General features: G+C 47.6%; 13 protein-coding genes. 5 read left to right on the forward strand and 8 right to left on the reverse strand.

The genetic code is table 11. The features are described from left to right. Positions 1 to 173: 173 nt before the first annotated feature. From DN068_RS12530 to tkt, 8 genes are all read right to left on the reverse strand, one after another. The gene (locus DN068_RS12530; protein WP_110999274.1) at positions 174 to 8828 is read right to left on the reverse strand and encodes a GH36-type glycosyl hydrolase domain-containing protein; all 8655 of its coding nucleotides are present in this window, start codon (positions 8826 to 8828) and stop codon (positions 174 to 176) included. Between the two features lie 7 nt (positions 8829 to 8835). Next, positions 8836 to 10497, reverse strand: coding sequence for a phosphoglucomutase (alpha-D-glucose-1,6-bisphosphate-dependent) (gene pgm / locus DN068_RS12535; RefSeq protein WP_110999275.1), 1662 nt, complete (start codon positions 10495 to 10497; stop codon positions 8836 to 8838). 12 nt (positions 10498 to 10509) lie between these two features. After that, complete coding sequence (gene pgl, locus DN068_RS12540) at positions 10510 to 11265, reverse strand: 6-phosphogluconolactonase (protein ID WP_165836382.1); 756 nt, start codon at positions 11263 to 11265, stop codon at positions 10510 to 10512. Further along, entirely contained in the window at positions 11249 to 12778 is a 1530-nt protein-coding gene (gene zwf, locus DN068_RS12545; RefSeq protein ID WP_110999277.1) for a glucose-6-phosphate dehydrogenase, read from the reverse strand. Before zwf ends, pgl begins: the two co-directional genes overlap by 17 nt. After that, on the reverse strand, positions 12778 to 14205 hold the full coding sequence (gene gndA / locus DN068_RS12550; protein WP_110999278.1) for an NADP-dependent phosphogluconate dehydrogenase: 1428 nt from the start codon (positions 14203 to 14205) through the stop codon (positions 12778 to 12780). The genes zwf and gndA overlap by 1 nt, the downstream gene beginning before the upstream one ends. 14 nt (positions 14206 to 14219) lie before the next feature. Next, a complete protein-coding gene (locus DN068_RS12555) occupies positions 14220 to 14837 on the reverse strand; it encodes an HAD family hydrolase (protein WP_110999279.1) in 618 nt (205 codons plus the stop codon). Further along, positions 14834 to 17692: a bifunctional transaldolase/phosoglucose isomerase gene (locus DN068_RS12560; protein ID WP_110999280.1), complete on the reverse strand. Its 2859-nt coding sequence runs from the start codon at positions 17690 to 17692 to the stop codon at positions 14834 to 14836. Before DN068_RS12560 ends, DN068_RS12555 begins: the two co-directional genes overlap by 4 nt. Before the next feature lie 462 nt (positions 17693 to 18154). Continuing rightward, on the reverse strand, positions 18155 to 20161 hold the full coding sequence (gene tkt / locus DN068_RS12565; protein WP_110999281.1) for a transketolase: 2007 nt from the start codon (positions 20159 to 20161) through the stop codon (positions 18155 to 18157). A gap of 691 nt (positions 20162 to 20852) precedes the next feature. Between tkt and DN068_RS22385 the strand changes: the two genes are divergently transcribed. The 5 genes from DN068_RS22385 (at position 20853) to DN068_RS12590 (ending at position 26479) form a co-directional block, all read left to right on the forward strand. Next, positions 20853 to 23429, forward strand: a complete 2577-nt coding sequence (locus DN068_RS22385) for a sigma-54-dependent Fis family transcriptional regulator (protein ID WP_110999282.1) — start codon at positions 20853 to 20855, stop codon at positions 23427 to 23429. Between the two features lie 38 nt (positions 23430 to 23467). Then, positions 23468 to 23749: a hypothetical protein gene (locus DN068_RS12575; protein ID WP_110999283.1), complete on the forward strand. Its 282-nt coding sequence runs from the start codon at positions 23468 to 23470 to the stop codon at positions 23747 to 23749. Then, positions 23746 to 24612 (forward strand): helix-turn-helix domain-containing protein, encoded by an 867-nt coding sequence (locus DN068_RS12580; protein ID WP_110999284.1) that lies wholly within the window; start codon positions 23746 to 23748, stop codon positions 24610 to 24612. Before DN068_RS12575 ends, DN068_RS12580 begins: the two co-directional genes overlap by 4 nt. A gap of 96 nt (positions 24613 to 24708) precedes the next feature. Then, positions 24709 to 25281, forward strand: a complete 573-nt coding sequence (locus DN068_RS12585; protein WP_110999285.1) for a DUF417 family protein — start codon at positions 24709 to 24711, stop codon at positions 25279 to 25281. A gap of 211 nt (positions 25282 to 25492) precedes the next feature. Continuing rightward, a complete protein-coding gene (locus DN068_RS12590) occupies positions 25493 to 26479 on the forward strand; it encodes a zinc-dependent alcohol dehydrogenase family protein (protein ID WP_110999286.1) in 987 nt (328 codons plus the stop codon). Positions 26480 to 26496 lie beyond the last annotated feature (17 nt).

Here is a 26496-nt window from a genome sequence, read left to right on the forward strand (position 1 = left end):
AATGTGATACTTGCGAAGTTTCAAAAACGAATATACCATTCGACTTACTCCAATTAAACCGCACTGACAACATCGATGCTGATGTAAAAACCGGAAGAAGTAGCGGAACGACTTCAACGGTTTAACCAGAGCGATTCCGTGATTGTCCACCAAAGCCGATATTCGTTAACTACCTATATCACCACTATTACCTCATGCTCCTTTTTATCATCAATCAGTGTGATCATTTTATCCTGTTGCGGATCATTGTCAACCAATACAGTCATCTCTTTAACACTTTTCTGGAGTATGGTAATATGGTATGTCGTTTCCTTGTAACGGTAGTGCAGTTTAAAACCTTTCCAATCTTCGGGCACGCAAGGGTTAAAGCTGAGCTTCCCTTCGTTTACCTGCAGGCCAAGAAAGGAGCTTACGATCAACTGGTACATCCAGCTGGCGGAGCCTGTGTACCAGGTCCATCCGCCGCGCCCTGTATGTGGCGGACACCCATAAACGTCTGCAGCCAATACATAAGGTTCCACTTTATAAATGCTGATTTGCTCCGCGGTCCTGCCATGATTAAGCGGGTTGATCATCTGGAGCAGCGACCAGGTTTTCTGCGTATTTTTCAGCTTTGCAAAAGCCATGATCAGCCATACGGCGGCATGCGTATATTGCCCTCCGTTTTCCCGCACACCGGGCACATATCCCTTTATATACCCCGGGTCGATATTTGACTTATCAAACGGCGGCTCGAGCAATTGTATTAATCCGGCATCGGTTTTCACCAAATGCTGTTCGGCGGATGTCATAGCCATTAACGCCCGTTCCGGATTGCCCGCGCCGGATAGCACGGACCAGCTTTGCGAGATGGAATCTATCTGGCATTCTTCATTTTGCGAAGAACCAAGCGGCGTTCCATCATCGAAATAGGCCCTCCGGTACCAGTTGCCATCCCAGGCATTCTTGTCAATATTTGCACTGAGTGTATCTGCCTGTTTTCTGCATTCGGCAGCGAATTCGGCGTCATTATGCCGGTTAGCAATATCAATGAAAGATACCAGCACGTCATAAAGGAAGAACGCCAGCCATACACTTTCCCCTTTGCCTTCACGACCCACGCGGTCCATACCGTCATTCCAGTCTCCGGTCCCCATCAAAGGCAGGCCGTGCGCACCAAAGTTCAGGCCGTGCCGGATGGCACATACACAATGCTCATACAACGTGGCAATCTTATCTGACACACCTGGCAATGCATATACGGAGTCTTCACCGGGGCTCAGTGGACGCATATCCAGAAACGGTTGCGATTCATCCAGTACAGACAGGTCTCCTGTGTGTTGTATATACTTGCAGGTGACCAATGGCAGCCATAAATAATCATCAGAGATACGCGTCCTTACGCCTCGTCCCACAGGCGGGTGCCACCAGTGTTGTACGTCGCCTTCCGGGAACTGCCGCGAGGCGGCCAGCACTAGCTGTTTGCGCGCCAGTTCGGGTGTTGTGAATAACAATGATACCACATCCTGCAGCTGATCGCGGAAACCAAAGGCTCCGCCTGATTGATAATAACCGCTGCGTCCCCATAAGCGGCAGGACAACGTCTGGTAATTGAGCCAGCCATTGGTGAGTATATTGGTGGCTGTGTCCGGCGTTTCTATCTGAACAGCACTTGTTGTATGCTGCCAGTATGCCCGGGCCCGTTCATACGCTTCGTGCGCTATGTCATTGCCGCGAAATTGGCGTATGATATCATTAGCCTGATTCATGTCCTGCCCTGCGCCTAACCTGAAGACTATTTCCCGCTCTTCGCCATTTGCAAGTTCAATTGGTACCATAATTGCGGCACAAGGATCAAAGCCAACACCAACTTTGTTTGACAACCGGGTACGGTGCATTGCATCGGGGTTCTGTAAGGATTTATTACGACCTATGAATTCGGTTCGGTCACCTGTATAGGTCCGTGGCATATTTCCGACATCAAAGAATGCCACCCGCTCGCCAAATTCTGTGCTATATGGATTTCTGGAAATAAGCGCCCCGGTTCCCTGTTCCAGCTCGGTGATCACATACATTGCGGTTTTAGGTCGCAGATCGCCCAATACCCATTCTGTATAACCAGTTACGGACAATTTACGGGGCTGGCCGGAATTGTTGCGAATCTTGACTATGGTAAATTTCACCGGTGATTTGACATCCGTAAAGACAGTCATTTCGGAATAAATGCCATTTTCCATGTGTTCAAAAACACTATACCCGAAGCCATGCCTGGTAACATAAGCCGAGTCGCCTGCTCTCGGTAAAGGAGTTGCAGACCAGAAGTTACCGGATTCTTCATCGCGCAGGTAAAACACTTCGCCTGCCGTATCGCTCACAATATCATTGTTCCATGGCGTCAATCGCATTTCATGCGCATTGTCTATCCACGTATATGCCTGCCCGCTTTCAGATACCACGGTTCCGAAGTCCGGATTGGCAATTACATTTACCCAAGGCGTCGGCGTCCGCTTTTTATTATCCACTATTATCACATACTCTTTACCATCTGCAGAAAATCCACCCAGGCCATTGTCAAATAGAAGGTCTTTTGGCAGCGACAAGCCGTCCGAAGGCGAGATGGCCGTTTGCCCCTGGGCAAGATATGGTATGTTAGCCCTGATACCAATGCGCTTCGCCACCTGATCGGCAAGCGAACCATTCGCATCAGAGATGATCACACGCGCTACCGTCTGGAAGAGTATGCGGTCTTCATTAGATATTTGGTCTGCCGCCCTCAGAAATATGCCCCCGGGCTTGTTCACAAATTCATTGGGGATCATAGACAAGATCTGGTTTTGAAATGCCTGCCTGTAGCCGCCATGATCTTCATTCCATATTACCAGGTCCACGATAAGGCCTTTCAGGTGCCAATAGGTATGCGCCTGTATTAATTGCCTTGCCAATTGTATGTTGTTCTGGTCTTCTATCTGCAGCAACACGATTGGAAGGTCTCCTGATATAGAGTAACCCCATAAGCCCGACTGCCCTTTATGATTTTTAATAAGAATGGAAGGATCGGCACGCAGCGAAGCATTCATAAATATCACCGAACTGGCGAGACGGCCAAACAACTGCGCATCAGCCTCGGACGCGTTTATCTGCCGAAGTATCACCTGGCTGTGCGTCCATGATAACTCGAGTACGCGGTCTTTGTGGTGCCGGTCCTGGTATTGCGTGATCAAATGCTCACAAACTTCTCTGGTTTCGGCCACACCTGTGACCAGATCAAAGGATACGCTTTCATCGGGCCCCAGCACTACCTTATGTCTTACCGCTACTATGGGATCAAGCACCGAGCCCTGGCCACCGGCAAGGGGTCCTTGTTCGCTCATCGCTACCGGGTTTGCCGGCGTATTGCCATGCCCCAGAAAGGCCATCCTGTCTGTCTCGTAGGATACTTCAGTTTGGTTGGTCCCATTCACCATCATGGTATGGAACATCCACGGCACATGTTCGTCCGCTGAACGGGGCCTCCGGGTACAAATAATCGCGTTCTTATCCGGTACTATCTCCGTTTGCACAAAAAGGTTCCCAAATGCCGGCTGCATGAGATCTGATGCAGGTGCGGCCAGTACTACCTCGGCATAACTTGTTATCTCTATCGTTTTACGTGTGCCGGCTCTGTTGGTGATATGTATCCGGCGCATCTCAATATCGTCTTCGGGCGAAATAACGATTTCGGTATGCGTTTCTATGTCATTGGTTGAATTGTGAAAATCAACTCTTCCTTGTGAAAAGGCCGCTTCATACATCTTCGCTTTTTTCTGTACAGGCTGGTAAGTATTTGACCAGAACGCACCTGTTCCAAGGTCGCGGATGTAGCAGAACATGCCCCAGTTGTCGCAGGTAGTATCTTCCCGCCAGCGCGTTACTGCCAGATCCTTCCATCTGCTGTAACCGCCACCCGAGTTGGTCACCATGACATGGTACTTCCCGTTCGACAATAGTTGTACTTCTGGTATCGGTGTATCCGGGGTATGCAGTACGCGTACTTCCTTACCGCTTACAGGATAGCTGACTTCAGCCATATCAGTGGTATGCGCGTAGAATGAAGTTGATTTTGGTATGCGTTCCTGCAGCAGCAATACGGTTGCCTGAAACTGCGGTTCGGCCTCAAATCGGCGCTGCATAGGCTGTTCATGCAACAGGTATCCCAGCGAAAGAAAACTCATACCCTGATGGTGCGCCATGAATGATTGAATAACTGCTTTTGTTTGCCCCAGCTGCAAGCGCGACGGTGTGTAGTCTATTGCCTCGTGAAAACCATAGGCTCCTTCAAAGCCGTCGTCCCACATGGTTTCCAGGTTTTGGCATGCTCCTTCCGGATCAACCATTAATGCCATTGCGGTAGCATAAGGGGCAATTACCAGATCCGCTTCCAGTCCACGTTTCAGGCCGAGGCCCGGCACGCCGAAAGCGCGGTATTGATAATTAGATGCTGCATCCACCATGTTATATCCCGATTCTGAGATGCCCCATGGCACGCCCCGCTGCTTTCCGTATTCTATTTGTCTTTTTACCGTGCCTTTGTAGGTCTGGTCCAGTAGCGTGTTTTCATAAGTAGGCATTACCAAAAGGGGCATGAGATACTCAAACATAGATCCGCTCCAGGACAACAGCACACCTGCTCCCCCGGCATTGGTCAATAATCTGCCCAGTGCAAACCAGCTTTCTTCGGGCAGTTTGCCCTGAGCGATCGCCACGAATGTGCAGAGTCTCGCTTCTGACGCCAGCAGGTCATAGAAACTTGGATCGCAAACATGTTCTTCCACTTTATAGCCGATCGTGAATAAATGCTTGCTTCTGTCGTATAGAAAATCCCATTCCATATCGGCAAGACCGATGCACTCATGACCGAGTTTTTCTATCAGCGATTCCTTGCTTTTGATACGCGGTGCCAACGCTGTTATCGCCTGTTTAAACACATCGAGCCACTGATTTTCTTCTTCGGTGTTATCGCTATTTTTTAGTGCATCAATACCTGCCACAAGCTGATTCACTTTGAGGCAGAGCGCACTCAAACTAATATTGCCGTTCAGGCCAATAGTATCAATAAATTTGTGTGCATAGGGCGGCCAGTCTATCCAGGGTTCCAGCAGCTGTACATCATCAGCCGCATCCGAGATTTGCTGTGCGAGCATCTCTGCCCACCATTCAGCCATGCTTTCGGGTGCTGCGTTTAATTCCTTCTTAGCCGTTTGGTATGACACAGAAAGCTGAGTAATCGCTGCCTGCACACCGTCTATAGTAGCCGGAGCGGCCTGAATACTGGCATCCAGCAATGAAGAAAATTCCGCCAGAAGCTTTAGCTCTTCTTTGCCAAGATTGTCCTTTAGCACACGTAACGTATCCAATAACCCTTCAAAAATTTTTCTCCGGACCATGGGACCGTGCAGTATCTCGAAAAGGCTTTGCCTTAATGTGAGCAGATGTCCGGCGAGATTACCGCTGTCGACTGTAGATATATATTTTGGCAATAGCGGCTGTAAGGTCTGTGTATCGTACCAATTATAAAAATGACCACGGAATCGTTCCAACTTATGGAGTGTATCAATGGTATCGGAAGTCCGGTTCAATACCTGGGTCATTGACAGATATCCGAAGTCCCATGCTGTGATATTCGCCAGCAACGACAGACCGATATTAGTTGGCGATGTACGGTGCGCGATCACTGGCTGCGGATATTCCTGGAAATTATCCGGCGGCAACCAGTTTTCATCTACAGTCACAAACTTCTCAAAGAAAGCCCATGTCTTTCGCGAGATTTTATGCAGGAAAATATGTTGCTTAGAAGAAAACAATGCCTTCTTCCTGATAACCGGCCTACTGCTGTACCAGATAATAAATGGTGAGACGCCCCACAACAACAGGATAGGGACGGCAATTGCGAAACTGTTGAGATCATAGTAAACGAGAAAAGCCAGCAAAGCGACGGCAAGAAAAGGAGCGATCCACATACGTTTGTATGCAGACTGCAGACTGTTAAGTTTTGTATTGTCTATGTTGGAAGACACATCCCACTCCAGCAGCTTCCGGTGCGATATTAATACCCGCCACACGGTACGCAAGATGGCAGACATGTTGGCAAACCCCTCATAAGGAAGACATATCACTGAAAAGACTGTATGGACAACGATATTGGCGGTATTATGACCCAGCATCTTGATGTGATGCGACAGGATCACATCATCTGGCTTTTGGAATGCATCCCAGACAACCGTCACAAAGATTGGAAATACGATTATTGCAGATACAGCAATGGTCCAGAACAATGGCGCATCCAATATTGTCCAGCCCAGTATCATCAAAGCCGTAAGGGCAAATGGAATAAGGCTGCGGCGAATATTGTCAAATATCTTCCAGCGTGATAGTGCAGAAAGGGTGTTCTTATGCCAGCGCTTATCGCCACCGGGGATAAAAGGCAGGAACCAGGGAAATATCTGCCAGTCACCACGTACCCAGCGCACGCGGCGCTTCATATCGAGGCGGTAGCTCATCGGGTACTTCTCATAAAGTTCCACATCACTCAGCAGCCCTGACCGCACATAACTGCCTTCAAGCAGGTCATGGCTCAGTATGCGGTTCTCCGGAAATTTGCCGTGCAATACTTTTTCAAAAACATCGACGTCATAAATGCCCTTCCCGATGAAAGAGCCTTCGGCAAAAAGATCCTGGTACACATCCGAGCTGGCGCGAGTATAAGGGTCTATGCCGGGTTCGTTACCATGCAGACGACTATAATAAGAGCTGCCTGCTTCCGGCAGGCTTACGTCTATTCTTGGTTGCAAAATACCATAACCTTCCGTCACGCGCCTTTTCTTTTCGTCATACACCGGCCGGTTCAGCGGGTGCGCCATTGAGGCGATCATCTTCCAGGCAGTGCCGCGTGGCAATTGGGTATCGGAATCTAATGTGACTACATACCGAATCTCGCGCAAGGCATCCACATCACCAACGATGCAAGAAAAAGATTCTTTACAGGCGCCTCTTAGCAGGCAATTGAGTTCAGACAGTTTCCCCCGTTTGCGTTCATACCCCATCCATATCTTTTCCCGGGCATTCCACTGGCGCGGCCGGTGAAAAAGGAAGAACAGCTCCCGCGTACCGTCTTCATATTTTTTTTTGAGATTTTCTATACCGCACTTTACCAGCTCCAGCAATCGTGCGTCTTCGGGCAAGGTCTTTTGTGGCGCATCTTTGAAATCGGTGAGCAGGCTGAAGCGCAGATTTTCATCTCTGTTTGCAAGAAAACGCACCTCCAGTGCTTCTACCATTTCTTCTATCATTTTGACGCTGCTGAGCATGGTAGGTATCACGATCAGGGAACTGCAATCTTCCGGTATAGCTTCTGAAAAGTCCATGCGTGGCAAAAGGTGCGGTTTTACCAGAAGCGTCGAAAAAAAGTTGATGACCGTTACTGCCAGTTGGCTGGAAGCAAGTATCAGACAGGCGCCCAACAATACAAGCAACCAAGGGTTGTTAATATCGTCGGTATGTGCTTTCCAAATAAATCCTGCGGTAGTGACGGCAGACATCAGCACGATGCCGCCTAAATAGGCAGTCATACGGCTTTTACTGAGCGATTTCCGCAAGCGATCCACAAAACCATGATGCATCTTCGCTTCCTTTTCGGTAGCGGACACCCCTTTGTCAATGAGATAGTAACCAACATGCGATTCGCGGCTATCTGCGGTATCTGACGCATCATGGGCCAGCTTTATAGCTATCCGGGCCACTTCGTTTTCTGAGAGCAGTGATTTTTTGGCGATATATTCTACCATGTGACGGTAATGGTCGCGGGTGGCAAAATCCATTTTCCCATAAACACCATTGACATCGGTGCGTAAGGTTTGCTCTACTACACTGTGACCTTCAACAAAGGCACGCCAGTCGAGTGAACCCAATAAACGCAGGCTGCCGATACTGTTACTGACCGATACCTGGTTGGCCGCCTGCTGCTGGATTTCCACCGCGACAAGTTCACTGCTCGTCCTGCCATCTTCTGCCAGTCGCTGTTCCATCCAGGTAAGCGGCATGGAAAGCGCTGTTCCTTTTCCCAGTAATTGACGACTCATTTCAGAAACGAATGCACTAGTCATCGGTGGGTTTGAACGCGCCATGTCTGCGGTATTCAGCACCAACCGCTGCGGTGTGGTCTGCGCTACTTCCAGCATTTGTTTTGACCAGTAATCAGCGAGATTTCTGTCGATCATGTCAATAGCCACCTGGGTAGACACCCGCCGCAAATTCTCTATCAGCGTGAGGCGCAGCATAATGGGCACCGCCCATAATTCCCCCAGCTCCAACTGGGTTACGGACTGGTAGCTTGTAATGAACTTGCTCAGGCGTTCCCAATCGATCCTGCCATCACTATGAGTAACGATCTGGAGTATAATATTATATACACGGGTAACACCCGGCGGCTGGGCGCTGCGCAGTTGCGGCAGACGCTCACTATAGACGCGCGGAAGGTGTTTTTTGACCGTGCGTATTTGTTCTTCTATCAGGTAGAAATTATCTATGAGCCATTCCCCGGCAGGTGTGACAATTTGGTCCTTCCTTATAGCATCCACCAATATGGTACGCGCATCGTTGAGTAAACGTTCGTTTTCGGCAAGGCGCTTGAGTAGCAACCCTGGCACACGCCTGTCGCTTAGCTCATGCGTTGTGGCGAGCTTCTGCCCATAATGCTCCAGTTGTTCAGTACTAAACAATTCCGCCCTTAACGGCGCTTCATTTGCGCGGTTTTGAAAATACGATCTCGTATCCAATATAGCTTCATGTGCTGTCGTGCCTATTGTGAACTTCATATCTGTGCTATTGCATCTTTGCAGATGTGCCTTTCAATACAGTATCAACTAAATCCTGTGCCTGCTCTAATATCTTATTCAAATGTTCCTTTCCCCGGAAGCTCTCGGCGTATATTTTATAAATATCTTCCGTACCAGAGGGCCTTGCCGCAAACCAACTATTTTGGGTAATCACTTTCAGGCCGCCTATTTGAGCTTTATTACCCGGCGCGGTAGTCAGCACCTGCTCAATTTTTTCGTCAGCCAGGTCTGTTATCGTCACTTGTTCTGGTGACAAAGCACTGAGCAATTTCTTTTGTACGACGTTGGCGGGTGCTTCTACCCGATCATATACCGGGGTGCCAAACTGTTGGGTGAGGTCTGCATATAATTCTCCAGGATCTTTGCCTGTTGCTGACGTCATCTCTGCAGCCAGCAGCGCCGGTACAAACCCGTCTTTGTCTGTTGTCCAGACACTACCGTCCAGGCGGTTGAAGACCGCGCCTGCACTTTCTTCGCCGACAAAAGCAAGCGAACCATCTGTCAAACCGTCCACAAACCATTTAAACCCTACAGGTACTTCGTATAGTTTTCTCCCAAGCCCCGCCGTTACCTTGTCGATCATCGCGCTGCTCACTACCGTTTTCCCGACCGCAGCATCCTTGTGCCATCCGTTCCTGTTTTGAAACAAATAAGAAATGCACACGGACAAGTAATGGTTGGGCGGCATCAACCCCACACTAGCTGTAACAATGCCATGGCGGTCATGATCGGTATCGCAGGCAAAGGAGATATCAAACTTGTCTTTCAGGTGAATAAGGCTTTGCATGGCATACGAAGAAGAAGGATCCATGCGTATCTGCCCGTCCCAATCAACGGTCATAAACCGGAAAGTGGGATCCACCTCGTTATTTAGCACCGTAAGATTTAGTTTGTAACGGTCGGCTATCGGCTGCCAATAGTGGACGCCAGCGCCACCCAGCGGATCAACTCCGATACGCAGATTGCTGGCGCTGATCAGCTCCATGTTGATGATATTGCCCAGGTTCGCGATATAATTGTTCAGATAATCGTAACGGTGCGTGGTGCCGGCTTTCAACGCATATGCCAACAACGTCCGCTTTACACCGAGGAGTTTCTGCCCCAGCAATTCATTGGCTTTTGTTTCGATCCATTTTGTTACCTCCGTACCTGCCGGGCCACCATTAGGAGGATTGTATTTAAATCCACCATCCCCAGGCGGATTATGAGAAGGTGTAATCACGATGCCATCAGCCAGGCCAGCTTTACGGCCCCTGTTATAGGCAAGTATGGCATGGGAAATAACCGGCGTAGGCGTGTATTCATCCATCCCGGCGGTCATCACGTTTACATCATTCGCCGCCAAAACCTCCAGCGCGCTGGCAAGCGCCGGCACAGAAAGCGCGTGCGTATCCATGCCGATAAACAATGGGCCATCTATTTTATTGGCCTTGCGGTAAAGGCAGATAGCTTGAGTGATCGCCAGTATATGCCATTCATTAAATGATCTTGAAAATGCAGAACCCCGGTGGCCGGATGTACCAAATGATACCCGCTCTGAGGCAACAGCCACATCAGGCACCTCACTGTAATAAGCGGAGACGAGGCGCGGTACATTAACGAGTATATCGTAAGGAGCGGGTTTGCCAGCAAGCGGACTTATTTCCATATTCGGTTTCTTTTAGTGATGGCCTGTAATATCTTGTGGTAGTAACGCCGCTGCCTGTTTATCGAGGTACCAATAGAGCATGCCATGTTTAGGCTGTATGTACTGGGCCGGGTAAGTATCAGGTTGGTACGGGCCGACAATTACTTTGCTAAGAATAGCGGCCTTATTGCTTCCCGCCGCAAGGAAGATGATATTATCCGCTTCATTGATCAGTTTCGCAGTCATCGTTATGCGATACATCTTCTGTTCGGTTACATATACGTCCTTTATCAGTCGGTCGCTTTCGCCAAGTGCATCTGTGCCCGGAAATAACGAAGCAGTATGGCCATTTTCACCCAGACCTAAAAGTATCAGATCGAAAGCAGGTGGCTGACCCAAAAAGAAATCCTTTATCTGCCTTTCGTATTTATGGGCCGCTGGTTCCGGAGACAGCTCCACCGGTACAGGATAAATGTTTGCCGCCGGTATGGTTATATGATCCAGCAAGGCTGTCCGGGCCATATGCGCATTGTTCTGTTCATCATCGGGCGGTACACAACGTTCATCGCCCCAGAATACAAATGTTTTGTCCCATACCATCTGCATGCTGTACTCCGGCCCGGCAAGAAGCTTGTATAGTCGCTGCGGCGTTTGCCCTCCGGACAGCGAAATCGTAAATCGCCCTTTATCCGCCACTGCACTCTTTGCTATAGTTATGATCAGCGCCGCAGTGGCTTCGTCCAACGCGTCCAGCGTTGGGAATACTTTGATTTCATTTTTTGCGTCCATTGTTTTCGGTTTCAAGCGGTATGACCATCCAATTGTGCCCGTCTTTTGCAATAAGCGCCTCAGCATCTTCCGGGCCATATGTTCCCGCGGCGTAGTTCGGGAAATTGGGCGAAGTGTTTGCCTGCCAGGTATCCAAAATAGGCATCAGTACATTCCAGGCTGCTTCTACCTGATCTGAGCGCATAAATAAAGTGGTGTCCCCTTCAAAAATATCCAGCAGCAAAGTTTCATATGCCTCGGGACTACCGGCGGGATAAGAATCTACGTAGTCAAACACCATATCTACGGGGTTCAACAACATCTTTACGCCCGGTATCTTGGCCTGAAAGCGTAGTTGAATGCCCATATGCGGCTGTATGTTCAGCACCAGCTTGTTGGGCTGCCAGTTTTCCGTTGATTCAACCGGGAACGAGCGATGCGGCACCTGTTTGAATTGTATGGTGATCACAGAGATCGTTTCGGCCATACGCTTACCGGAACGCAGGTAAAATGGAACGTCTTGCCAGCGCCAGTTGTCAATAAAAAATTTGACTGCAGCAAAAGTGTCTACGTTTGATGTTTTGGAAACATCCTGTTCCTGCCGGTATCCTTTCACGTGTTTGCCTTCTACCCAGCCCTCGCCATACTGCCCTCTCACCGCATATTCATGTACTTGTTCCGGTGTTATTTTCCGCAGTGCATTCAGCACATCCACTTTTTTGTTGCGTATCTCATCCGCCTTAAATGATGCCGTAGGCTCCATAGCCACCAGGCACAGCAATTGCAGCAGATGGTTCTGTATCATATCTCTCAAAGCACCGGCGGTTTCGTAGTAATTACCGCGATTTTCAATACCTATCTGCTCGGCTACCGTTATTTGCACATGATCTATATAGTTGCGGTTCCAGATAGGTTCGAACATTGCGTTGGCAAAACGGAAAGCAAGTATATTCTGTACGGTCTCTTTACCGAGATAGTGATCTATGCGGTAGATCTGCGACTCGTCAAAAAGTTCATGTAACAGATTGTTGAGGTGTCGGGCGCTTTCAATGTCATGTCCAAATGGTTTTTCTACGACAATACGGGCTAGCTGTTTGTTTTTGCATAAACCATTCTTCCCAACCCTGACGGCAATACTTTCAAAAAAGGCCGGCGGCACCGCCATATAGTACACGCGATTTACCGGCTCACCCCAGTCTTTTTCTATCTTGTCTATTTGCTGCTTTAAGCCGGTATAGGTTGCATCGTCGTTAAAATCTCCTTTCTGGTAAGAGAGGTGTTTCTTAAAATCGTCCCAGTCATCCGGCTTTGCCTTACCTGACCTGGAAAACTGGTCTATCCCTTCACGCAGATGTCGCTGAAAATCATCCAGACTTATATCCGTATGCGCTACACCCAACATCATGAAGCGGTCGGGCATCCGCTTTCCAAGATATAAGTTATACAATGCCGGCATTAACTTACGCCAAGTAAGGTCGCCAGCGGCTCCGAAAATGACGATTACCGTGGCCGGTATCTTCGCTCGTGTTTCCATCAGTTCGTTTTTTGATTCCACTGCGTATGAAAACTGCCCGTTTTGTCTGTACGCTTATAAGTGTGCGCGCCAAAATAATCCCGTTGGGCCTGTATCAGATTCGCAGGCGATGAGCCATTCCTATAACCATCGTAATACGCAAGCGCCGCTGACATAACCGGCATGGCCACGCCAATTGAAATACCCTCTTTTAATGCGAGCCGGAAGCCATCCTGGCTTTGCTCCAACTTAAGGGCAATTTCTTTATCAAGCATGAGATTCACAAGATCCACATCGTTTTGGTATGCCTGCATGATATCTTCCAGCAATGCAGAACGTATGATACAGCCGCCACGCCATATGCGCGCCACGTCTTCCGGTTTCAATCCATAATTGTTGACCACGGATGCGCGCTGCATCAGGTACATACCTTGCGCGTAAGTAGTAATCATTGTAAAGTAAAGTGCATCTTCCAGCCAATTCACCAATTCGCCCTCGCTGCCCTTGAAAGTAGCACCACGTCCACGCCAGTCGAATATTTTTTGTGCTATTTGTCGTTCGTCTTTCAGTGCGGAAAGATCGCGTGCAGATACAGCCGCGTCTATAGTTGGAATCGGCAGATGCATGTCCATAGCGCTTTGCGAAGTCCACTGGCCTGTGCCATTTTGTTCGGAAGTATCCAGTATCATATCCACAAGATCGTTGCCGGTCTCGGTGTCTTTCTGTGCAAAAATATCCGCAGTGATGCCCACCAGATAAGACTGTAACCTGCCTTCGTTCCATTTCGAAAAAACCTCGTGCAGCCTTTCATTATTCATGCCAACGCCAGTCTTCAGCAGATTATATATCTCTGCTATCGCCTGCATCATACCGTACTCAATACCGTTGTGTACCATCTTCACATAATGCCCCGCGGAGCCCTTTCCGAGATAAGTAACGCAAGGTGCTCCATTCACCTGAGCAGCTATAGCCTCCAGCACGGGCGCTACCTGCATATATGCTTCGTGCATGCCGCCGGGCATGATGCTCGGGCCATGCCTTGCACCATACTCACCGCCCGATATGCCTACACCCATAAACCGAATCTGCTGTTCCGCCAGTTGCGCGATGCGGCGATCTGTGTCTGTATAATGAGAGTTACCACAATCTATAACAAGGTCAGCTACCGAAAGAAAAGGTTTTAATTCCGCCACCACGGCATCTACCGGCGCGCCAGCCGGCACCAGCAGCATGACCACCTTCGGCGATTTCAGAACGGCGAAAAAATTCTTTAAATCATGAGCGCCATATACCGGCTTTCCTTCTCCTTCACGAACCAGCGCATCTACTTTGGTATTGTCTTTATCAAAACCCGCCACGCTAAAACCATGATCGCACATATTATACACCAGGTTGCGGCCCATAGTGCCCAATCCAATCATGCCGTAATCATATTGCTGTGTTGCCATTTTGTTTTATTTAGTCAACGATGTTTTTTGAAATATGCGTCCAGGAAATCTTTTGTCTGGTCTAATCCCTGGAACCACAACGCCTGCAGACCAAACATGGTAGCCATTTCCACCAATTCTTTCCTGTCGTCTATGTATAATCCCTGGTCTGGTGCTGTGTGCGCTATATCGCAGGCAAGCCGGAGTATCTCTCTGCATGGCTTGTGCAAGCCAACATAACAGGACGATATATAACCATCAAACAGATCATCGAGCCCAAACTTTGCTACGCGGTACTCATGAATCTCGCGCCCCTCGTTACTGACGGCAAAGACCTTCACGTTAAGTCTTCTTTTAAGGGCTAAGAAAAAATCCAGATGATGGGGCAATGCTACCGACTGCGCAAACATGAAATTGGTAAAATCCTTTTTCGTGAAACTGCGCGGTTCGTTAAATACGGCGAGGTCCAGGTAGTCATCAAGGGTGGCCTGGCCGATCTCATAGTTATCAAATACCGAAGCGTGACGAGTTTCCAGTTCCCCGCGATCTATGTTGAAATGTGCCGCGGCGGGCGGAAGAAATTCGTGTCCCCATCCGTTGCTGAGCACCACGTTGCCGATGTCTAAAAACAACGTCTTTATCGGTCCGTTCATGATCTGTTTGCGCTATGTACCGCGCCCGTTTTTTTTATCAGCGACCAGAGTTTTGCAAGGCAGCCATCTATGTCTTTACCCAGATCGATACGTATTACCCTGCGGCCTTTATCTTCCAGCGAACGGTAGTCACCCAGCGACTGTGCCGTATGCAGTGTAGCAAATCCATATTGTTCACCGGGTATCGGCAGTTCTTCCGTTTCTTCGCCTACGAGTATGATGTAAAGCCCTGTATCCGGGCCGCCCTTGTGGAGCTGACCTGTAGAATGCAGATAGCGTGGACCATTGAGCAATGTGGTGGCGTTTTTTAAATGGTTCCTTATACTCATGCGCCATTGCTGCAGTATATTACTGCGTGCTTCCGTCATCAGAAAATAAGGCAGGACTGCAATGTAATCTCCCGGTTTAGCCAATGACTCAAAACTCGCCATGACTGCTCCTATATGCTCGTTGTCCTTTATCTGGGCTACTTCTTTGCTGCCATAAATGGAAAACCCATCTACTTCCATCAGCGGCTCGATGTATTTAAAGCTTTCATTTTGCGCCCATTCCTTTAATAAGTTGTTGGTGTTCTGTTTACTTTCTGCCACATTTGGCTGGTCGAATGGATCAATGCCAATGACCATACCGGCAATAGCCGTAGCTAGTTCCCAGCGGTAGTATTCACCACCCAGCGCAATTTTGCTTTTTACTTTTATACGAACCACCGGATGCCCCGCAGTTTCTAATGCTTTTAGCTTTTGTTCATCAGCTGAATTATCGTCGGCAGGCAGATACATATGCACAAACAATCGGTCTGGCCCATAAACATCTGGAGCGCCGAGTTCCTCACCATTCACCGGTATAAGGCCTTTGCCTTCTTTCCCTGTGCTTTCGGCAAGCAATTGTTCTGCCCAGTAGCCAAAGGAGCCAATCGAAGCAGAGAGTACAAATGTGACTTTATCGCGCCCATGTTTGGCGCATATGCCCATAATGACACCCAGACTGATGCCGGGATTTGATGCAACAGGTACCGCGGCGCCGCTGCTGATGTGCATTTGCTGCGCGCTTTGCAGCAAAGCATCTATATCCACGCCCATCAATGCCATCGGCAACAGTCCAAAATCGGAGAGTACCGAATAACGTCCACCGATTTCTGTATCATTCAAAAATGTAGCCCTGAATTTGTATTCCTCCGCCATCTTTACCAGCGGACTTCCCGGATCGGTAATGGCCACAAAATTTTTACCCGGGTCAGCCATTCCTTTTTGCTGCATTTGCGCATAGAAATATTTGAAGAAGCTGATTGTTTCCGCCGTACCACCCGATTTGGAGGCTGCGATGAATAGAGTATGTTCCATGTCAATGCTGGCCTCCACGTCTTTTATTGCTGCGGTATCCGTATTGTCGAGGACAATCAATTCCAGATAGCCGCTTGCGGTACCATAAGTTTTACGGGCAACTTCAGAGCAGAGGCTGCTGCCGCCCATACCCAGCAATACGGTGTATTTATATCCTTCGTCTTTTATCTTTTCAGAGAAAGTGGTCAATTCTTTTACGATGTCATCATAGCTATCCGGGATTGTTATCCAGCCCATGCTTTCCTTTATCAGTTTGGCCGTGGGAGCGTCTGTTTTCCATAAGTAGGGATCTTTAGCATATAACCTGGACGCTACGTGCTTTTCATCCAATGACGCATAGGCAGCTTCCATTTCTTTTTTCAGCGAGCCATAGCTTGCCACCTGAGTAGAAATATCATCGCCCAGCATGCTGACCCTTTTATCTTCGAGCGCCGCCATTAATTGATCATACGACTCAACGAATTTTTTGACGCCTTCGTTTTCCAGTTGCCAGGTTACAAAGCGGATATCGATGCCCGCTTTTTGTAAAGCTTCAAATACCAACGGCGCCTTGTCTACCTCTTCTTCAATTGCGTTTTGCCGCAACTTACCGTGGTCTGCAAGCGCATTGATGGTATCGTCGGGTAAGGTATTTACAGTATCCGCACCTACCAGTGCTTCTACATACATCAGATCATCGTACATCGGATCTTTAGTGCTAGTGCTGGCCCAGAGCGGCCGCTGTACATGCGCACCTTTTTCCGCAAGTGCTTGCCATTCAGGACTGCCGAATATCGCTTTAAATTGTGCATAGGCTAGCTTAGCGCTGGCGATGGCTACTTTGCCCAACAATAGTTCCGGCTCGCTGCTCCCGCCACTGAATGTGTATTGACTCAGCAGTGAATCCGTCAGCACATCGATGCGACTCAGGAAGAAACTCGCTACGGATACGATATTGACTACCGATTTACCTTCTGCTACCCTTCGCCTGACCGCACTAACATAGGCCTGCGCCACCTCCACGTAACGATCTACTGAGAACAGTAAGGTTATATTGATATTGATGCCCTCATAAAGTAATTGCTCTATGGCAGGAATACCTTCTTTAGTACCGGGAATTTTTATGTAACAGTTCTTGCGGTCCACCGCGTGATACAAGCGACGGGCTTCGCTGATAGAGCGCTCCGTGTCCCGTGCCAGGTAGGGCGACACTTCCAGGCTTACAAAACCATCTGTACCCTCCGAACTGTCAAACACCGGTTTCAATATATCGCAGGCATGTTGTACATCAGCTATTGTAAGCGCGTCATATACCTGCTGTGCCGTAAACCCCTGAGACACCAGCTCTTTGATCTGCTCATCGTAATCATTGCTACCGGTAATTGCCTTGTAAAAAATACTGGGATTAGATGTGATACCTCGCAAGCCTTGCTCCGTCACCCGCTTCTTTAGCTCACCACTGTTTATTTTTTTCCTCGTCAGGTTATCCAGCCAATAGCTCTGACCATAGTTCAGTAAATCAACTAGCGTATTCATAAGATGATGTGTTTGTTTTCTATCAGGGCAATTTTTCTCAAACAATCTGCCATGTTGCGCCTCACAGACAAAGATGGTTTTGAGATCTAACGACAAGGCATTCAATTTATCCAACACTCTTCGCTAATACTTCATAAATTCCCTGCCATCAGAGACACCTTTCGGAAATGAGTTCTATTCACGGCTCTTAGTTCGGCAGCACAGTAGCAATCTAGTTTAATCGAGCGACCGTCTGAACCCCGAGGTGATCGGGTGAAGACTGCCTTTTTTGCCCTACTTTTTTACTCGCGTTCATATCATCTCGGGTCGCTCATGAGGGCTTCGCCGTTTGCAGAAAAAAGTAGGAGAAGAACGATTCCAAGTTGCCTGGAACTACTATCGTCTAATCAAAGTGTCATTCCCTATAATTAGTCATGACCCATTATATGCAAAAGCTTAAATGACCGGTACCTATACCGATTTTCATTTTCCACTTATCATAGTTTTTATTTTCGCTACGATATTGTCTGCCGTAAATCCAAAGTGCTGAAACAGGTCTTTAGCCGGAGCACTCGCACCAAAATCTGTCATACCTAATATCTGTCCTTCACTGCCCACCCATTCATGCCATCCTTCCGGGGCAGCTGCTTCCACCGCCAATCTAGTAGTGATAGCAGGCGGCAATACTTCATCCCTGTATGCTTTTGATTGCTTTCTGAACAATTCCCAACTCGGCATACTGACAACACGTACAGCAATGCTTTGTTCAAGGAGTTTATTTTGCGCGGCTATAGCCAGCTGTACCTCAGACCCAGTCGCTATGATAATAGCGTCCGGTTTATCGGCCGCTTCTTTTGATAAAATGTATGCACCACGCTCCAGGGCTTTTGCCGGCGTGTATTTATCCTGATCGATCACGGCCACCTTCTGCCTGGTCAATACCAACATCGTAGGACCTTCTTTCCTTTTGATCGCGGTAAGCCATGCCTGCACCGTTTCGTTCGCATCAGCAGGGCGCAATACCACTATATTCGGCATCGCACGGAAGGTGATCAACTGCTCGATAGGCTGATGTGTCTTTCCATCTTCACCCAGCCCGATCGAATCATGGGTCATCACATAAATGACCGGCTGTTCCATAATGGCGGCCATTCTTATGGCGGGCTTTGCATAATCGGTGAAACAGAAATAAGTAGCTGCAAATGGCCGCACGCCCCCGTGTACCATCAATCCCGTGGAAGCCGCACACATCGCATGCTCCCGAATGCCCCAGGCGATATTCCTGTCTTGATAAGCATCCTTGCTATAATACCCCAATGATTTCATAAAACTAGACGTCGACTCGCCAAGGTCCGCACTCCCCCCGATCAGCCAGGGCAAAGAAGTTGCCAGCTTACTGGTCACATCCGTTGTTACAGAGCGGGTTGCTTTTTCCCCGTCTGCGGATTTATACACCGGCATATCATTATCCCAGCCGTCTTCCGGTTCCTGCTTTAAATATTGTTCAAACCGAATGCCCGGATCTGCATATTTTAACTTGTATGCCGCGAGCGCCGCATCCCACTCCTTTTCCAGTTTATTACCGCTCACAACTGCATGCGCCATATGCTCCTTCACATCATCGGGCACATAAAATGTTTTGTCTTCCGGCCAGCCGTAAAACTTCTTTGTCAGCCTTACTTCTTCGTCCCCCAAAGGCGAACCATGTGCCGCTGATGTATCCTGTTTATTAGGTGAACCGTAACCAATGTGCGTACGCAACATGATGAGCGAAGGTTTGTCCTTCACGTCTTTTGCTTTTTGAAATGCCGTAGAGATCGCTTCCAGATCATTCGCCACGTCGCCTATATCCTGCACATGCCAGTTATATGCTTCAAACCGCCTGGCAACATCATCATCGTAGGTAAGATTTGTATTGCCTTCGATGGTGATATGGTTGTTGTCATAGAGATATATCAGTTTACCCAAACCTAAATGACCAGCTATAGATGCGGCTTCATGCGAAGCACCTTCCATCAGATCGCCGTCACTGCAAAAAACATAGGTGTAATGATCAACGATCGTAGTATCGTCTTTGTTGAAAAGCTTTGCCAGATGAGCTTCTGCCATTGCCATACCCACCGCGGTCATAAAACCTTGCCCCAATGGACCGGTGGTTGTTTCAACGCCGGGTGTCAAACCATGCTCGGGATGGCCGGGCGTAATGCTGCCCAGCTGACGGAATTGTTTGATATCGTCTAGCGTGATATCGTAACCTGTAAGGTGTAATACTGCGTACTGCAACATGGACGCATGACCATTGGATAATATAAACCGGTCGCGGTTAAACCAGTTTGGATTGCGTGGATTATACCGCAAATGTTTCATCCACAAAACATACGCGGCGGGAGCCAGTGCCATTGGTGCGCCGGGATGTCCCGAATTTGCGTGTTCTACGGCATCGATGGCCAGGCAACGTATCGTATCTATACATTTTTCCGCTATTTCCATGTGATTTTAATTTTCTAGTCAAACACCTATATTCCCTCTCTGCGGAAGACATCATTTTTCTTCCCCGGTAGCGGCATAATAAAAAAGCAGACGACTGTTTGACGCTATCACATTTTTGAGCCCGAGTATAAAAATCTGCTCAAAACACTTTCGGCTACAGGCTAACTGCTCACCAATCTTGCTAACAGAACTGTGCCATGAGGCACTACCGCAACTATTACAGATATATAGAGCTAGGCTGTTACGGGTAATAAATTTACCGAATTTATCACGCAATACGGACAAGCGTATGAACTTTTAGCTGCATTTAACATAAGCAATTCTGCAGACTTGGTTTTATGAAAGTGTTACTTTGGAGTAAATCGGAGTATCTGAAGGAAACGCCTGAAAAAAGAACAGCGGGCCACCTCATGAAAATTAGATGCACCTATCGTCATCAGTCGAGAAGCAATAAAATCGCATCGCGGATGCACCTATAACGACGATGTGCTTATTTGACATAAAACTAAAAGGCGAATCCCCCAATTCAAGTAGAATGGATTCTTGTATAATGATAGCAGATCACGATATTTCATGACTCATCGAAATATCACGCTTTAGCCGTTTTGCCAGAAACATAAATCGTTCATTTACAATACCGAAAAAATGCGGCAAGTGTTTTGCATAGACCTGAGTATAAACTCACTGAATCATGATTGTGCAAACAAAAAGGACGCTCGAAAACCAGGAAGATGAAGATGCTATATTCCACTCCTGCATTGAGCTAGCTGCCGCAAACAGCAGACAACAGCTCTTGGAAGTAATCACTCATCAATTAAAAAAAACAGGACAATTTTCAACCACCACATTGTACATCGCATCAGAAGAAGACCAGCTGCTATTTGATGTCTTTCCCACACACGAAATAAACAATGCAAGCAGTCCGTTCCGGCCTTTTGTCCGGACAACTAATTTCGATGTCGACCACAGACAATTCCTGAAAGAGGACGCAAGGCAACAGTTTGAAAGGCTAATATCGTACCCGCTCTTTTGCGCCGGCCGGTCAATCGGTCACTGGGTATTGGCTTACGAGGATGAAGCGGCGGTGCCCGACGTGGCAACCGATACTATCAACTTCATCACTGCGCAGCTTGCAATGGCTACAAGCAATGTACTCGCCAGAGAAGCAATCTCCCGACAGGAATCAGAACATCGTTTGCTGATGGAACTGAGCCGTGCGATCAGTAGTATCCGAAGCAAGAATGATCTTACAGCCGTAGTCAATAATAATCTAAAAAAGATATTGGACTTTGACAGCATCACGATTCTATTGCTTAACCGCGACCGCTCTCACAATGCGTTTATTTTTTCATCGGGCCACCCTTATCATCATAACAAATTTCTTGCAGGCGAATTCATCGATATCTTGTCATACACACAAAACTGCCTGGACAAAATTTTGGAATCTGATGATGTGGCAACAATAGATATGGATCAATTTCAAAAAAGTGAAATTTGCCCGCCGCATGTAAAACTGGAATTTGAAAATGGGATTAAAGAGAAACTCACAATTCCACTGCGTGAAGACAATCACTACCTGGGCGTATTCTGCGTCAACAGCCGATTGAAAGGCAGCTATAATAGCCGGGATCTGGAAATGATCCGATGTATTGCCTGCCAACTGACCGTTGCCGTTTCCAACATACTTTCCCTTGAAGAAATATTGAAGCGCGATGCAGAACGGAAAAACCTGCTATCATTTAGCAATGCCATTGCTTCCGTCAGAAACAAAGAACAACTGGCGAAGGTATTATCGCCACAACTGAAACAATTGCTGGGTATCGATGACTATGTAATCTGTGCCATGTGCACAGACAAACTCAGATACACGCCGTTTGTACACAACCAGACTGGGGCACTGATACAAACTGAAACCTTCAAAAAAATGCTGCATAAGTATACCGAAGTGGAGGATGGTATTTTCAATACCGCAATCGCCAGTCATGATCCGATTGTGATCGACATTGATAACTGGTATACCTTACCAGGCCCGCCACCGGCAGATAAAGAATCAAAAACTATCGCAACCGCAGTGGCAATAAATTTCAGAGAAGAACCGGTTGCTATAATGATCTACAATACAACCGACAACTATCCCGGCGTAAAGCAACATCAATTATTCAACAGTATCCTTTCGCAACTGGCGATTGTGATGTCGCACATTATGGCAAACGAAAAAATGACGAGGGAAGTTTCAGAGATTAACGGTTTCCGGCAACAACTGGAAGAAGAAAAAATATACCTGAAAGAGGAAATTGATACAGCACATAATTACTCCGAAATAATAGGAGACAGTACGTCGATGCAAATAGTTTTCCGGCAGATAGCACAGGTCGCGCCATCGTCAAGCACCGTACTCATACTCGGCGAAACGGGTACCGGCAAAGAGCTGGTGGCCCGGGCGATACACAACAATTCTCCGCGAAAAAACAAACTGATGGTGAAAGTGAATTGTGCGGCACTACCGGCGAATCTGATTGAAAGTGAACTCTTTGGGCATGAACGCGGCAGTTTTACCGGTGCGACTGACCGCCGCATTGGTAAATTTGAACTGGCCAATGGTGGCACTTTGTTTCTCGATGAAATCGGCGAATTACCGCCAGAACTGCAAGTGAAATTATTGCGGGCGCTTCAGGAAAGGGAGATAGAACGGATTGGCGGCAAAACGACCATCAAAGTGGACATACGTGTGATCGCCGCTACCAACCGCAATCTTGAAAAAGAAATGAATGAAGGTCGTTTCAGAAGTGACCTCTATTACCGCCTCAATATATTCCCAATCGATCTGCCTGCATTAAGACACCGTAGTGATGACATTCCTTTACTGGCTACACATTTTATCCAACTCTTTGCGAGAAAAGCGGGTCGCAAAATCAAAATAATCAGCAACAAAATATTGCAGGATATGATGGCTTACCAATGGCCAGGCAATATCCGTGAGCTGGAACATTTGCTGGAACGAAGCATTCTTCTCTGCGAAGGAGACACGTTGAAACATATTCACCTTCCCGCTCAGAAAACCCAGGCGCTTACCTGCGAAGAAAAGAACGACGAGTTTGTAATCAGTACGATGGAAGACAACGAACGTAATTATATTCTGCAAGTCCTGAAACATTGCAAAGGTCGCGTGGGTGGATACATGGGCGCAGCGGAATTGCTCCATGTGCCACCAAGCACGTTATTCTCAAAAATGAAGAAACTCGGCATCAGGCGGGACATTGTCGCCTGAAAAAACGGGGAATTTGCTCACTGATTTATACTACTCTTATGCTGATTCTTATTTTAGCTACAACTATTCGTCGCGACAGGCAAATACAGCGCTTACAACCGGCGCTCAACGATCTTCTCGGCGCTGGCAACTGGAGTATTGACCTTACGGACGCAGACAAAGTACTGCGGGTACTTTCGAGAAAAAACACAGTACCGGATATCACAATATTATTGGATCGATATAATGTGAGTTGCACAGTAATGGATATTTTTGATACAGTTTTAGGAATTGAGAAACCATTGTTGCATCATTCGGCCCAAAACAAATCGATATTTTGAAAAACATACAAAACCATACCGGAGATCTTTTGCTGGACCTGCGGGATCACACAAACTGCGACCTGCAACTGAAACCGAAACAATTTCCGGATTATACCGTGCTGTTCATCACCGAAGGCAGCGGTCTGTATCATGCTGATTTTGGTACTTTTCCTTTTAACGCTCCCGTGCTGATGTTTGCCACACCGTTACAACATATTTACCTCAGCAGTGAGACACCACTGCAATACACCGCGCTTCGTTTTCATGGCGATTTCTATTGTATCGAATACCACAAAGCACAAGTAGCCTGCAATGGACTTTTGTTCAACAATATTTACATCGAACCGTCGGTAGTCCTTACAAATGAGGACGCAGCAGCATTTGGCCGAATGTTTGCAGACATGGCGGCGGAATTTAATGCTCCCGATCCGGACGATATGGTCTTACGTTCTTATCTGCAACTGTTGCTTGCCAAATCAAGCAATATCAAACGCCGCACGATGAAAAAAGAAAGTCTGCTACCGGAAAAAGATGAGCAAATGGAGGCTTTCGCAAAACTGATTGATGCCCATTATCTGGAATTGCATAAACCTGCAGATTATGCAAAACTGCTGGCCATGTCGCCCAATAATCTCAGCAAGCGCAGCATGCGTTACTTCAGGAAGAGTCCCTCTGCACTGATACAGGAACGACTCATAACGGAAGCGAAGAAACGGTTGCATCTTACGCGGCAAAGCATCAAAGAGATAGCCTATTCGTTAAACTTCGAAGATGAATTTTATTTCAGTCGCTTCTTCAAAAAACTGACCACTGTATCACCGCAAACTTTCCGTGACAAAACCGGCATCTCCATCGTAGCCGATCTTCCTCCCGCAAAATAGCCGTCATATTTGTGCAGGTCTTTTCCCCCTTTATCCATGTGCTGCCCGCCGGATGCGGACTAGCTTTGCTGTATCAATTATTCTAAAAAAACAGCAATGAAACAGTCATTTGTTCAGTTAATCGCGAGTCTGGATACATTCGGCAAAAAAGCAGTAAGGTTTGGTATTGTAGTCGTCTTTCTTTGGATCGGGAGTCTTAAATTCTTTACTTATGAAGCCGATGGAATCGTGCCCTTTGTGGCCAATAGCCCGTTCATGTCGTTCTTCTATCATCATCCCGAAGCATATAAAACGCACATGAATAAAGAAGGCGAAATGATTGCTGCTAATCATGACTGGCACGAAGCGAACAACACCTACGGCTTTTCATTTGGCCTTGGCATATTCCTCGTATCACTTGCAGTGCTTGTAGCCTTGCATCGCGTAGCACCGCTACCCAGTATGGTTGGCAGTATACTCATTTTCATCATGACGTTGGGCACGCTCTCATTTCTTTTCACTACCCCAGAATCCTGGGTGCCGCATCTCACTGACAAAGATTTCGGATTCCCATTCCTTTCAGGTCGGGGCAGGCTCGTGATCAAAGATATCGTGATACTTGGCGGAGCCATCATTACCATGAGCGACTCAGCTAAACTGTACCTGCAACGAAAAAACAGTTCCAAATAAAACCGGCATTTCATCGTCGGAGCGAATTCCAACGCTATATCGTTACCAAAAAAAATATACTCAGACATTAACCGACTGTTTATTAATCGTTTGAAAAACGGTATGATAATTTCAGTGACTAAGAGGACTTGTACACCGAGTATTGGTAAGCGCTACCCCATTTGAAACAGGCATAACTTTATAACAGTCGCTTTAAAAATTGAACAATAAAATGAGAGCATTAGTCTTAGAACAATTTAACGCACCGTACCTCGACAGCGAAGTCTCAACGCCAGTAGCAGGCGAAGGACAGGTTCTGGTAAAGATCGCGGCAAGCGGTGTCAATCCTTTGGATCTGAAGATCAAATCGGGACAAGCGGCGCACGCACAAGCCAAACTACCGGCCATATTAGGCATCGATCTGGCGGGCACAGTCATAGCTTTAGGAGCGGGCGTGACCGACTTTACTGTTGGTGATGAAGTATATGGAATGACAGGAGGAATTGCGGGTGTTCCCGGGTCACTCGCAGAATACGCCGCAGTGGACGCGGCATTGATTGCAAAGAAACCTGCCAACTTAAGTATGCATGAAGCAGCAGCCGTTCCGTTGATTTTTATTACCGCCTGGGAAGGGCTGGTGGATCGTGCAAATGTAAGTACCGGTAAAAATGTACTGATTCATGGCGGAGCCGGCGGCGTAGGTCATGTTGCGGTACAGATCGCGAAAGCAAAAGGTGCCCTTGTTTTTACAACTGTAACGCCCGAACAAAACGGTCTGATTGAAAGCTATGGTGCAGTGCCTATTGATTACAACAGTCTTTCGGTAGAGGAATATGTACAGCAATACACCAACGGAGAAGGATTCGATATCGTATTTGATACCGTTGGCGGCGCTGTGCTGGACGCATCATTCAAAGCAGCCAGACAATATTTCGGCCACGTCATCAGCATTCTCGGCTGGGGTACACATCACCTGGCGCCATTATCATTTAAAGGCGCAACCTATTCCGGTGTGTTCACTTTATATCCATTAATCTCCGGCAAAGGGAGAAAACATCATGGCGAAATTTTAAACGAGGCAACAAAACTGATTGAATCAGGAAGCGTAAAACTGAATGTGGACGAGAAAATATTTAAACCGGCTACTATCGAAAACGCTTACCAATATTTACAGGAAGGTGCGAATAAAGGAAAAGTCGTTGTCGACATTTCGTTTTAGCAAACGGAACAATGCCA

The sequence above is a fragment of the Taibaiella soli genome (assembly GCF_003236175.1).
In the GTDB taxonomy this organism is placed as follows: Bacteria; Bacteroidota; Bacteroidia; order Chitinophagales; family Chitinophagaceae; genus QKTW01.

Coding starts and splice junctions, on each gene's coding strand:
- DN068_RS12530 (WP_110999274.1), bottom strand. CDS start 8,828: ATGAAGTTCACAATAGGCACGACAGCACATGAAGCTATATTGGATACG.
- pgm (WP_110999275.1), bottom strand. CDS start 10,497: ATGGAAATAAGTCCGCTTGCTGGCAAACCCGCTCCTTACGATATACTC.
- pgl (WP_165836382.1), bottom strand. CDS start 11,265: ATGGACGCAAAAAATGAAATCAAAGTATTCCCAACGCTGGACGCGTTG.
- zwf (WP_110999277.1), bottom strand. CDS start 12,778: ATGGAAACACGAGCGAAGATACCGGCCACGGTAATCGTCATTTTCGGA.
- gndA (WP_110999278.1), bottom strand. CDS start 14,205: ATGGCAACACAGCAATATGATTACGGCATGATTGGATTGGGCACTATG.
- DN068_RS12555 (WP_110999279.1), bottom strand. CDS start 14,837: ATGAACGGACCGATAAAGACGTTGTTTTTAGACATCGGCAACGTGGTG.
- DN068_RS12560 (WP_110999280.1), bottom strand. CDS start 17,692: ATGAATACGCTAGTTGATTTACTGAACTATGGTCAGAGCTATTGGCTG.
- tkt (WP_110999281.1), bottom strand. CDS start 20,161: ATGGAAATAGCGGAAAAATGTATAGATACGATACGTTGCCTGGCCATC.
- DN068_RS22385 (WP_110999282.1), top strand. CDS start 20,853: ATGATTGTGCAAACAAAAAGGACGCTCGAAAACCAGGAAGATGAAGAT.
- DN068_RS12575 (WP_110999283.1), top strand. CDS start 23,468: ATGCTGATTCTTATTTTAGCTACAACTATTCGTCGCGACAGGCAAATA.
- DN068_RS12585 (WP_110999285.1), top strand. CDS start 24,709: ATGAAACAGTCATTTGTTCAGTTAATCGCGAGTCTGGATACATTCGGC.
- DN068_RS12590 (WP_110999286.1), top strand. CDS start 25,493: ATGAGAGCATTAGTCTTAGAACAATTTAACGCACCGTACCTCGACAGC.